Annotated in this window: 12 protein-coding genes and 1 pseudogene; 5 read left to right on the top strand and 8 right to left on the bottom strand. The window is 42.6% G+C overall.

Annotation, left to right across the window (positions count from 1 at the left end):
• The 7 genes and pseudogenes from FTU69_RS14225 to FTU69_RS14195 all read right to left on the bottom strand — a co-directional run.
• Positions 1-114: pseudogene (locus FTU69_RS14225) on the bottom strand (alkyl hydroperoxide reductase); the annotation flags it as partial.
• Between the two features lie 200 nt (positions 115-314).
• The gene (locus FTU69_RS14220; RefSeq protein WP_168370138.1) at positions 315-1,229 is read right to left on the bottom strand and encodes a hypothetical protein; all 915 of its coding nucleotides are present in this window, start codon (positions 1,227-1,229) and stop codon (positions 315-317) included.
• Between the two features lie 43 nt (positions 1,230-1,272).
• Positions 1,273-2,406 carry a toxic anion resistance protein gene (locus FTU69_RS14215; protein ID WP_045794839.1) on the bottom strand — a complete coding sequence of 378 codons (1,134 nt, stop codon included), beginning with the start codon at positions 2,404-2,406 and terminating at the stop codon, positions 1,273-1,275.
• A 20-nt stretch (positions 2,407-2,426) separates the two neighbouring features.
• Entirely contained in the window at positions 2,427-3,215 is a 789-nt protein-coding gene (locus FTU69_RS14210) for a tellurium resistance protein (protein WP_104470294.1), read from the bottom strand.
• Positions 3,216-3,446: 231 nt separating this feature from the next.
• Entirely contained in the window at positions 3,447-3,851 is a 405-nt protein-coding gene (gene rnk, locus FTU69_RS14205; protein ID WP_005179090.1) for a nucleoside diphosphate kinase regulator, read from the bottom strand.
• Positions 3,852-4,016: 165 nt separating this feature from the next.
• On the bottom strand, positions 4,017-5,270 hold the full coding sequence (gene glyA, locus FTU69_RS14200) for a serine hydroxymethyltransferase (RefSeq protein ID WP_180104076.1): 1,254 nt from the start codon (positions 5,268-5,270) through the stop codon (positions 4,017-4,019).
• Between the two features lie 175 nt (positions 5,271-5,445).
• Positions 5,446-6,705 carry an alpha/beta fold hydrolase gene (locus FTU69_RS14195; protein WP_180088129.1) on the bottom strand — a complete coding sequence of 420 codons (1,260 nt, stop codon included), beginning with the start codon at positions 6,703-6,705 and terminating at the stop codon, positions 5,446-5,448.
• 251 nt (positions 6,706-6,956) lie between these two features.
• Between FTU69_RS14195 and FTU69_RS14190 the strand changes: the two genes are divergently transcribed.
• From FTU69_RS14190 to FTU69_RS14175, 4 genes are all read left to right on the top strand, one after another.
• Complete coding sequence (locus FTU69_RS14190; RefSeq protein ID WP_005179094.1) at positions 6,957-7,655, top strand: putative quorum-sensing-regulated virulence factor; 699 nt, start codon at positions 6,957-6,959, stop codon at positions 7,653-7,655.
• An 86-nt stretch (positions 7,656-7,741) separates the two neighbouring features.
• Complete coding sequence (locus FTU69_RS14185) at positions 7,742-8,437, top strand: hypothetical protein (RefSeq protein WP_075166958.1); 696 nt, start codon at positions 7,742-7,744, stop codon at positions 8,435-8,437.
• Positions 8,438-8,653: 216 nt separating this feature from the next.
• On the top strand, positions 8,654-9,004 hold the full coding sequence (locus tag FTU69_RS14180; RefSeq protein ID WP_180088127.1) for a hypothetical protein: 351 nt from the start codon (positions 8,654-8,656) through the stop codon (positions 9,002-9,004).
• 132 nt (positions 9,005-9,136) lie between these two features.
• Positions 9,137-9,427: a hypothetical protein gene (locus tag FTU69_RS14175; protein ID WP_180104075.1), complete on the top strand. Its 291-nt coding sequence runs from the start codon at positions 9,137-9,139 to the stop codon at positions 9,425-9,427.
• A 42-nt stretch (positions 9,428-9,469) separates the two neighbouring features.
• Here FTU69_RS14175 and FTU69_RS14170 read toward each other — a convergent pair whose 3' ends face one another.
• A complete protein-coding gene (locus FTU69_RS14170) occupies positions 9,470-9,688 on the bottom strand; it encodes a hypothetical protein (RefSeq protein WP_005179101.1) in 219 nt (72 codons plus the stop codon).
• A 658-nt stretch (positions 9,689-10,346) separates the two neighbouring features.
• Between FTU69_RS14170 and FTU69_RS14165 the strand changes: the two genes are divergently transcribed.
• Positions 10,347-10,529 carry a hypothetical protein gene (locus tag FTU69_RS14165; protein WP_005179103.1) on the top strand — a complete coding sequence of 61 codons (183 nt, stop codon included), beginning with the start codon at positions 10,347-10,349 and terminating at the stop codon, positions 10,527-10,529.
• Positions 10,530-10,836: the final 307 nt, after the last annotated feature.

Raw genomic sequence — 10,836 nt, 5'->3', positions numbered from 1 at the left:
TTCTTTGATTTTGTCTGATTTGTCAGAGCTATCTAAAGTGGCCACTAATTCGATTGGACCTTCAAGGCGTTCTAACAAGGCTTTTAATTGGGCTGTGGTATTTTGATCTAACATTGCTAACGTCTCCTAAGGAGTCAAATTTTTCAATACTGCTATCATAGGCCAAATTTTAAAATAGACAAAACAGTTTGTTTTTATATTAATGATCGCTTTTACAAATCATTATCTTTTATGGATAGATCAATCTAAATTGTAACAACGCGATAAAAATCATCTACCAGAAAAAGACTCCCACAGGAGCCTCATCATCAGCATTAAAAAATCCGCTGCTCAATTCTTAATGCCCGCTTTTTAAAACTTTGTGCCAACACAAAGAAAATCAGGCTGAAAATGGCTGACACAATCGCCGCTGTAATCACCAGAATCTGTACAAACTGACTTAAACGCTCGGCTTGAACCACCTGTTTATTCACGCTTTCTGCCATTGGGGTCAGGGTTTTGCCATAAACCTGTTGCTGCATTGACCAGAGCTGTTCCGGTTTAAAGCCATACTGAATAAAATCCGGATTCTGCTGCTCGGCCTTCACCAGATTCAACACATGCGGAATGGCTGCGGCTTTATCCGGTGGCTGATGCAACAAAGCGGTTTGCGCCAGTAAATAGGATTTGACTGGTGTATCCAGCGGTGCATCTGCCAGATAACGCGCCAGCTCACTTTCTGCCAGCTGCTTGTCGTAATAGACAATTTTTTGCTGCGCATCATAGTCATCATTTTTCAGGTCATATTGCAGATAGGTCAGACCTGACCACAGCATGATAAAGGCAATTAACCAGCCGACAAACTTCAGGATAAAGGACTGAAAGCGCACATAGAAAAAGCGGATTTTCTTGAGAAAATGCACCACAAAAAAGGCGCCAATAAACGACAGCAATAATTTCAGAAACAGCCAGCCAAACCAAGACAACAGCCCCAGAAAATAATCCGGTTGCTGTTCTAAAATCGCCAGGTTTGCATCAACAGTTAAAGGAATGTGCAGCTGTTCGACCTGCGTGGTCAGGCCAAAAAAGCCATAGACAAAATCTTGCTGTACAAAAAAAGCAATAATGGAGGCAATGAACACCGTGCTGGAGGTTATACCCAGCAACATCAGATTGCGCTGGCGCTTTTTCAGCGCCAGCACACCGCTATTGATGTGCTCGGTCGGTACCGCATAATCATCTAAGGGCAATGTATTCTCCTTACGTTTGCAATACTCCCGAGCCAGCGTTTACTCAGGAAGGATTGGAACCGCTCGAACTTGATTCAAGCACCAGATGATTCAGGTTATCTTGCAGCACACGTAAACGCGTGGTTGCTTCGGCACGCTTTTGCATTCCCTCTTTTTGCACCTGAATCACATCATTGACTGTTTTAATGAGGGTGTTTTGTACATGTTCAAGCGTTTCAATATCAATCACTGAACGCTGGTTGGCTTTGGCGGTATCGACCGAGTTCTGATGCAGCAGGTCGGCATTACGGCGTAGCAGCTCATTGGTGGCATCATCAATACTGTTGGCCAGCTGCACACTGTTCTTTTGCTCATTTAAGGAAATTGCCAGACTAATCTGGTTTTTCCAGGCCGGTAAGGTAATGTTTTTAATCGCATAAAACTTGTCGACCAGCATCAGGTTATTGGACTGGATAATCCGGATCATCGGCAAGGTCTGCATGGCCGATTGCTGCAACACCTGTAAATCACTGACGCGTTTTTCCAGATTATTGGCCAGATGATTTAGATCATAAACTTTCTGGGTGGTACTCTGGTCCTGCTCCTGCGTGGTTAACTGGCCAATCTGCTGCTGAATTTCCTGCTGCTTGAGCTGGCCAGCGGCAATATAAATCCCCAGCTGTTTATATTCTTCCTGCACGCCTTCAAACATTTTATCCAGAGTATCGACCCGGGTTTTTAAGCCGTTTTGCGAGGTTTCAATTTCCTTGACCAGTACATCAATCTGTTCTTTGGTGCTGTTAAAGTGCTGGTCAAAATTCTGCTTGGCACCTTTAAACTTGCTGATCAGGCTGCCAAAAAAACCGGAACTTTTCGATTTGTTGAGAATACTGCTGGTATTTAACTGCTGCGCCACCTGTACCACCTGATTCAGCTTTTGCCCGGTCGCATCCAGATCTTTATTCTGCACCAGATGAAGCAGTTCATCAGTATAAGTCGAAGTTTTGGTGGCAATATTTTTCCCATATTCCGCCACCGAATTATGGCTTAAGTCGGCCAGTTCTTTACGCGCGGCCATGACCTCATTGAAATCGGATGGCTGCAAGCCAATTTCCTGTAAATTGAGCGCCTGGAATTTCTGCTGATTTTCTTCGGTTGTGGCTTCCACCACGGCATTTACCTGTTCAGGATGGGTCATACGTCACCTTATATTTGATTCTATTTAGAGCTGTTTTCGAGTGATTTTTTTAGCGTTTTAATCAGATTTTCCCGACTATTATCAAGCTTTTCCAGCTCACTTGTCGAGCTGCTTTGCTGACTTTGTTTGACATGATATTGCCAGGCCGGAATCAGCACCTGCTGCGCTTCCTTAAACCGGTCCAACAAGGTAAATGACAGCTGCTGGCTCAGCTGCATCTGGGTAATGGCAATATCATTACTCGCCTGCAGTGTGCGCAGTGTATTTATTTTTTTAGATAATCGTTCCGAGAAGTTATCTAAAGGATGTTGATGTTTCACAAAACTTGGATATTCAGTCAAAAATTCTTCAGCGGCGACAATATGCTGCGCCATCTGCTCTCTTAAGCCACGTAACTGCTGAAAACGCGCTTGAGATTTCTGAATTTCGATCTGTAATTTCTGGCTTAAATGATTGGCCTGATCGAGTAAGCGGTCCAGCTTTTTATAATATTCCACCTGACTGGAACCATATTCCAGATCAATCCCCAGCCATTTTTGCAGCGCATTAAATTTGCGTTTTTTCAGATATTTTTTGGAATCCGCCAGCATGCGGATCAATTCTTCAATGGTTTGACTGAGCTGCTGGGTCATGTGCGGATCAATCCCATTTAACAGCACTGCCTGCGACTGAATGAGGGCATCGGCATAATGATTTAATTTGTACTGGTCATTTAATACCGGCACCAGCTCATGACGCTTGATCGAGAGAATGGTATCCCGGTTCAGCTCCAGCTCTGTTAATGGTTCTAACACATCTATTTGCGGCATAACATCATCAGCTTGATCAAATCATTTTTTATACTAAGACTTTTATATAAAGCAAGCTGTAGCTTTTTGCAAATGCAGTAAAAGCGGAATATTTAAAATTAACAATATTTTACTGATCAATGACAGAGAGTGAATCCTCTCCTTTTCGCGCATACTTATCAAATTTTTAAGCCAAACTGCAAAGACACAAAAGCCCTCAACTGAGGGCTTTAATTTTTCACGCAGCGGAGATTATAAATAATCACCTTCACGTTCCGGCTGATACAACACTTTATCAATACGGACTTTCATAATATGACCATCGGGTTGTGGCCATTCAATTTCCTGCCCTTCAGCCAGTCCCAAAATTGCAGCCCCTACCGGCGCCAAAACATTGACCTGCCCTTTATCACCACGGAAGTCATGCGGATACACCAAAGTAATTTCGGTCGGTTCCGGGAAAGGTGCAATGGTCACCAGCACGCGGGCATTCATGGTCACCACATTGCTTGGCACATCTTGCGGTGCAACCACTTCGGCACGCGCCAGCTCATCTTCCAGATGTTCCATGGTCGGGGTAAGTTTAGACTGATGTTCAAGCATGGTTTCTAAACGGTGCAAGTCTTGTTCAGACAAAATAATTGTCGGTTTATCCATTCTTTGTTCCTTTATCATTATCAGCCAAAAATAAAAATAATTGATCTATTTCACAAGTGCTATGCAACTGTTATAGCAGAATTTAATCCGGCTGAATAATTGCAATTTGTTTTTTAGCACCTATAAAAAAAGCTCCCTTGAGGGAGCTTTTTCTCAAGTGCGGGCTTATTTCGCGTAAACCGGGAATTTCGCGCAAACAGCTTCAACTTTTACTTTGACATCAGCAATTACAGCTTCATCCCCTTTGCTGTTCAGGATGTCAGCGATCCAGCCAGCCAGTTCACGTACTTCAGCTTCGCCGAAACCACGTGTGGTTACTGCTGGTGTACCAATACGGATACCAGAAGTGACGAATGGAGAACGTGGATCGTTTGGTACAGAGTTTTTGTTCACAGTGATGTGAGCAGCACCTAACCAAGCATCCGCATCTTTACCGGTGATGTCCTGTTTAATTAAAGATAACAGGAACAAGTGGTTTTTCGTACCGCCAGATACCACATCGTAACCGCGTTCGATTAACACTTCAGCCATCGCTTGTGCGTTTTTCACAACTTGTTGTTGATAGGCTTTGTATTCAGGCGCCATTGCTTCTTTAAAGCAGATTGCTTTTGCAGCAATCGCGTGAACCAGTGGACCACCCTGGTTGCCTGGGAACACAGCAGATTGTAATTTCTTCTCGATTTCTTCGTTGGCTTTAGCCAGGATTAAACCAGAACGTGGACCACGTAGTGTTTTATGGGTAGTGGTTGTAGTGACGTCAGCAATTTGTACCGGGTTCGGGTAAACCCCTGCAGCAACCAGACCAGCCACGTGTGCCATATCCACAAACAGGTAAGCGCCTACTTTGTCTGCGATGTCACGGAAACGCTGCCAATCTACGATTTGGCTGTATGCAGAGAAACCAGCAACGATCATGCGTGGTTTATGTTCTAAAGCCAGACGTTCAACTTCTTCATAGTCGATTTCGCCAGTTTCAGGGTTTAAACCGTACTGAACCGCGTTATATGTTTTACCAGAGAAGCTAACTTTTGCACCGTGAGTCAAGTGACCACCGTGAGCCAGGCTCATACCCAAAACTGTGTCGCCCGGGTTCAGTAATGCTAAGTAAACTGCAGAGTTTGCTTGAGAACCTGCGTGCGGCTGAACGTTAGCATAGTCAGCACCAAAGAGTTCTTTAGCACGATCAATAGCCAATTGTTCAATAACGTCTACATATTCACAACCGCCGTAATAGCGTTTGCCTGGGTAGCCTTCTGCATATTTATTGGTCAGTTTTGAACCTTGAGCTTCCATTACTGCAGGTGAGCAATAGTTTTCTGAAGCGATTAGCTCAATATGTGCTTCTTGACGCGCATCTTCATTAGAGATTGCTTGAGCTAAATCTGGATCAAAGTCAGCAATAGAGATATTGGCAAACATTAGCGAGGTCCTATTCATGTAGGGCTTTTAAGCCGTGCTAAGATTGGCGCATATTGTAACATGAACTTTATATTTTTTACCCATCAACTTTAATCAGTTTTGCATAAAAATAGCCCATGTTTTTATAAAAACATGAGCTATATCATTAATTCTATCTTTACCGGAATTGAAAAAATTATTGGGTAGGCATGATCGATTTCACATCCGCCACAATCTCATCCCAATTATCGACATATACAGAGCCATGATCCCATTTCTGATCTATAGGTAAGTCCTGATCAGTTACGTAATGAATTTTAGTTCCCACCCCTTGAGCCGACTGAACTAAGTAATCGGTAACTTGTTTCGGGACAGTTGGATCTGCTGTTCCTTGATAAATAAATATAGGCGTGCTGATTTTCACTTTTAACGGCTGTGAGCTATTAATTAAGAAATCTTTAACTTCAGGGATGGTCGTCATGAAATTCGGTTGAGTACGCGGATAAGCGGCCAAGTTGCCATAGGTTTGTGCATACTTCACCATTTCTCCACCAAATGCTGCGCCAAGATCGGCATTACACAGCGACTCGGCTTCTGCCGCGAGCAGGTCTGTCGGGTTCTTGAACACTTCAGAGTATTGCAGGGTTGGATGACTATTTCTAAGACCTGCCGTAATTAATGCAGTGAAAGTATCTAATGGAGCCAGAATCTGTATTTTTTTGCTCAGATCTGGTTCTGCTGCTGCCTGCTGTTCTCCACCGCTAAGAATCATGCTCAGGGAAGATGCCGGCGCTATGGCTACCGCACCTTTATAATTTAATTGCGCCCGGGATGCATATTGCGCTGCACCTAAAGCCGCCTGTCCACCTTGGGAATGACCGACCACGGTCCAGCGTGTTTCAGCGCTATTGTTAAAATGTTGATGTGCCGCCACAACCGCATCGGTAATGGAGTAAGCCTGACTTTTTAAATTCAAGAACGGATGCAGCTCTTGTCCACTCGGTTCGCCCAGCCCTTCATAATCTGGAGCGACCACGGCATAACCTTCAGCCAGCAGGCGCGCAATAAAATATTCATTGCCTTTCAGGCCCTGACGGCTTGGTGCACAAATATCGGCGACGCCCGTGGTGCCATGTGCCCAGACCACAATGGGCCATCCACCAGCCGGTTTAGGCTGATTGGGTTCAAACAGCAAGGCCGTAGCTTGTGTTTCCTGCCCATTCACTCCTAGCATTTTATACGTCATCAAGGTTTGTGAAGCACTAACCGACTGTAAGACCATATTCGCATTGGAATCCTGGTCTAAATAAAGTTCAGCTTTTACTACTGGCTGGCTAATATTATGCTTCGGAATACCATCATCAATGATGACTGCGCTGTTGTCATTGTCATCATTACATGCCGTTAAAAATAAACTGCTGCTGGCCAACGCCACACTAAGCCAAATTTTTCTCATCTGATTATCCTTATACAGGTATTATTCTAAAGTTGCGTCCTTCGCAATTTTCACTTTTACGCTGTTTGCTGCGCTCAGGCAATATCAGTGCAATTAATATATAAGTGTATTGTATTAAAATAGAGTCACTTATCTTTAAAATAGATAAGCTGAACGGCCCACAAATGCCGATTATTCGCCCGACAGCCCTGTAACTTTCAACATGATAGTGTTAGATTGCTTTTTAAATCCCTTAACAAGCGAATGAGCACATGCACGCGATTATTCTCGACACTGAAACCCATACCCTGAATGGTTATCCGATCGAAGTTGCCTATGCGCCCATTCAATTACAACAGGGCAAAATCAGCCTGGATAAATCGCAAATTTTTGACCAGTTTTATCAGGTCGATGAACCGATTTCCTATGCCGCGATGGCCGTGCATCATATTCTGGAATCCGACCTGATTGATCAGCCGCATTACACCAGCTTCTGCCTACCTGAAGAAACGCTGTATATCATTGGTCACAATATTGATTATGACATTCGTGCTATTCAAAAATGCGGTGTTGATACTTCTCATATTAAGGCGATTTGTACCCTTGCTCTGGCGCGTCTGGTCTGGCCCGATGTTGAAGCACACAACATTTCTGCCTTAATTTACATGATTAGCAAAGGCAGCGAAAAAGCCCGCGATATGATTAAAAAAGCGCACCGGGCCGATATGGATATTATTTTGACCGCCAATATCCTGATGCATATTGTGCATCATCTGCAAATTGACAGTATTGAAGCCTTATATGCTGCATCTGAAGACGCCCGTATTCCACGCGTCATGAGTTTTGGTAAGCATCGTGGTACGGCCATTGCCGATTTACCAAATGATTATATCCAATGGTTGCTGCGTCAGGATGAACTTGACCCTTATTTAAGAAAAGCCCTTGAGAACGCCAACATCGTCACACTCTAAGCCCAACAATGTCATAAACCCTTCATATTAGTGTAATTTTCATTCTTTATAGTCAGCCTTAATTTATTTGGGGAATAAATTAAGGCATGATTCATTATCATAAAACACAGTTGGGCATTGACGCCCTGCAACAACGCCAGCTGCAATTGAATGCACGTCAACGCCGTCTTCTGGTGCTAATTGGAACCGAAGATTTCGAGCAATTGGGCGACCAGTTTAAACAGCGTATTGCTACGCCAGAATTAATTGAACAATTGCTGGAGATGGGTTTAATCAGCTCTGCTGCGACCGAGCCAGCCGAAGCAGAAATTTTGGTGCCAGCTCAAGCCGAACCGCAAAGTGAAGCAGCCTCTACCCTACGTTCAGAAATTAAAACCACCTTAAATACGCCGGTACCAAAACTGGTGGAAAAATGGGTCGAACATATTATTGCCCCGTCTTCAGCGGCCAAAGTGGCTGAAGCCGAACCCGCCGCGATTGCTCCAGAAATTCCGGTCCTGGAAATTGAAGTACCACCAGAAGTGGAGCCAGAGCCAGAACCGCTGGTTGCCTTGAGCTTTGAAGACACCAAGCAATTAATGGCCAGCTTGTTGCAGCGTTATTGTGGCCTAATGGCCAAGCAGCTTATTCTCCGCATTCAGGCTGCACCGGATATTCGTAGCCTGAAACTGTGCCAAATGCAGTGGATTACCGAATTACAGGAATCGCGTTTGCCACCAAAAGAACTGAACCATGCTTTACAGCAAATTAACTTTTCGCTGCAAAGCCTGCAAAGCACCTGAAGATTCATATAATTTTGCTTCGCTTTAAGTCTTTTTTTATCTAAGAATTTTCTTTATATACGCTAAAAACCTTTATAAATAGCGGTTATTGTTCAGCTTTTAGAAAAATAATTAAAAATAAGCAATCCTTTCTTAAAACACTAAGACTTAAGACCAATAGTGAGATTGGCCACAGCACGGCATAACAACAGCTCTGTATTCTGTTGGGAATGAAGCATGTCTGCCCTGCACTACCTGCAATTTGAACCCTTTGATAATCCGATGCAACTCAGCAAAGTTGGTAACTGGGTCATCACCTTTTTAAGTCCTAAAGACGAACTCAAGCAGATTCAGCTGGCCATTACCCATGTCATTCCACGTCAGGTTTCCGCACAGTTACAGCCCCGCCGTATCATCATTCACAGCACCGAACATGAACAGCGCTGGCTGATTCAGGCGATTGAATGCTTCGACAGCACCCGCAATCAGGAAATTATCCTGAACGCTGCAGATGAAACCGCCCAACAGATGCTGCGCAATATTTTGCAGGAGTTCCATAAATACGATGTTGATGTCGGCCTGATTTAAAGCGGTTAGAGTGAAATCATCACCTGTTTTGAAGTCCTTGAAGATCAAGCATCGCTTTTTACAACTTTATGCATGCAAAATGGGCACAAGTCTTTTAGAATCAGGTCACTTATAAATAAAGAGTAAAGACGTATGAGTCGGCGTATCCCTAAGTCTGCGAACCTCACCGCCTTAACCATTTCTCATTTTTATCCGAGCTTGGATCAATGTTTGCATGCCTTGTTTCATTATCATCAAGGCCCACAATTAACGCTTAAAAATGATCCGGTATCTTCGCAGCATGTCTGTGTACAACAACGTACACAAGGTCTTTTGAAAAAAGAAATCCACTTAAATAAAACAGAAGTTGAGCAGGCCAATAAAAATCGTCTGGCGCTTTATCAACTGTTGGCGCATGTGCTGAATCAGTTTGAAACCGCTTAGGCCAGCTTAAAACAAGAAACTTAGCAAATGCTAAGTTTCTTTCTATTCAATAATTTTATAAATATTATTGCTCTTCTGGCTTTCAAAAAATAATTCAATACTTGGCAGGATAATTTCATCCTCGACAATAATATGGTCAATTTTCTTAAATAACGGCAATTCAGCTGTTTTGGCATTTTCAGCAATCTGACGCAGCTGTGCTTTGGCATCATAACGATGCTGATATTGATCTTCTACTTTAATATCAATTAATTGGCTCATGGTTATTTCCTCTTATCATTGGTTTTCTTGAAGACAATTTGTTATAGCATAGCTGATTCAAGTTTGACTAAACAGAGTTGTTAATTTGTTTGACAATGTTAATTCTATGCTTTATTAGGTCATTATAATTAAAAATAAGTGATTGATTTTTATGGTTTAACATTTTATCCGATTTTTCTTATTCTTAACAATTTGCTCAATGTGACGCTCAATTCATCATTATTTTAAGCAAGAAAAAGCTCGCATTGCTGCGAGCTTTTTTATGTTGGAAGGCTAGTGCTAGATCTATTGTTTGAACCGGAGTTACAAACTCAACAAGCTGTCATTGATCCGTCCAACTACATCGTAGCGTCTTTGTTTTGCGACCTACTGTAGGTTCACTATAGTCCCCTTCGGCTTGGATTGGCAAGCCTTCTAACATTTCTCAGCATTTGTATAGCAAAAAGACTATTGAACAAAACTTAATCAGGCTTATTATATTGCTGTCGTGAAGTTCAGCCTTATTTTTTCATCGCATCTGTTCTCATTTTCACCCTGCTCTATCGCTAGATTGATAGCAAACAATCGCCGGCAACAGAATGAAACATAAGTCTTTTTCTAAATTCTGCGTTATCCGTTATAGTGAACTTGAGACATTAAATTAAAAGAGGAATTGAAGATGCAAAAATTTATTATTCTGTTTGCATTCTGCCTGTTTGCAGTTTTAGGTCTAGGTTTTATCGTGTATCAATTCTTGAGCAACATGCCAAGCGTCGAGTACTGGATTATGCTGTTAATTCCAGCCTTCGCAGTTCCTATTTTAACGGCCCTGATTGTGTATCAGGAACCGAATCATCCATAATGAATAAGCTAGATACGACTCATTGATCCCCTATTTATCAAAAGGACGCTCAATTCAGCGTCCTTTTTCTGTGATTATTTTTCTTGGATTATGTCTAGCTTTACTTGAGTTGTACCGAGTCTTCGCTGGTCGATTCAATGATGTAATCAATATTTTCAACCAGGTCTTTATTAAACAGCCTCTCTGTACACGACAAAAATAGATAACTCATTGAAATAATGTCACAATAATTGTTTTCTAACGACGAATACTATGACACATCTCAATGAGTTATATCTTATCTTAAACAAATCTCTAAAATGGAACA

Origin of the sequence: Acinetobacter sp. YH12134 (genome assembly GCF_013418555.1) — a bacterium.
GTDB lineage: Bacteria > Pseudomonadota > Gammaproteobacteria > Pseudomonadales > Moraxellaceae > Acinetobacter > Acinetobacter indicus.
Note: the sequence above shows the minus strand (reverse complement) of the source record. Positions and strands in the feature narration are given on the sequence as shown.

Excerpts from the sequence above, each read along its gene's own strand:
- FTU69_RS14195 (WP_180088129.1), bottom strand. The coding sequence starts at position 6,705 with ATGAGAAAAATTTGGCTTAGTGTGGCGTTGGCCAGCAGCAGTTTATTT.
- FTU69_RS14190 (WP_005179094.1), top strand. The coding sequence starts at position 6,957 with ATGCACGCGATTATTCTCGACACTGAAACCCATACCCTGAATGGTTAT.
- FTU69_RS14215 (WP_045794839.1), bottom strand. The coding sequence starts at position 2,406 with ATGACCCATCCTGAACAGGTAAATGCCGTGGTGGAAGCCACAACCGAA.
- rnk (WP_005179090.1), bottom strand. The coding sequence starts at position 3,851 with ATGGATAAACCGACAATTATTTTGTCTGAACAAGACTTGCACCGTTTA.
- FTU69_RS14210 (WP_104470294.1), bottom strand. The coding sequence starts at position 3,215 with ATGCCGCAAATAGATGTGTTAGAACCATTAACAGAGCTGGAGCTGAAC.
- FTU69_RS14180 (WP_180088127.1), top strand. The coding sequence starts at position 8,654 with ATGTCTGCCCTGCACTACCTGCAATTTGAACCCTTTGATAATCCGATG.
- FTU69_RS14185 (WP_075166958.1), top strand. The coding sequence starts at position 7,742 with ATGATTCATTATCATAAAACACAGTTGGGCATTGACGCCCTGCAACAA.
- FTU69_RS14170 (WP_005179101.1), bottom strand. The coding sequence starts at position 9,688 with ATGAGCCAATTAATTGATATTAAAGTAGAAGATCAATATCAGCATCGT.
- glyA (WP_180104076.1), bottom strand. The coding sequence starts at position 5,270 with ATGTTTGCCAATATCTCTATTGCTGACTTTGATCCAGATTTAGCTCAA.
- FTU69_RS14175 (WP_180104075.1), top strand. The coding sequence starts at position 9,137 with ATGAGTCGGCGTATCCCTAAGTCTGCGAACCTCACCGCCTTAACCATT.
- FTU69_RS14165 (WP_005179103.1), top strand. The coding sequence starts at position 10,347 with ATGCAAAAATTTATTATTCTGTTTGCATTCTGCCTGTTTGCAGTTTTA.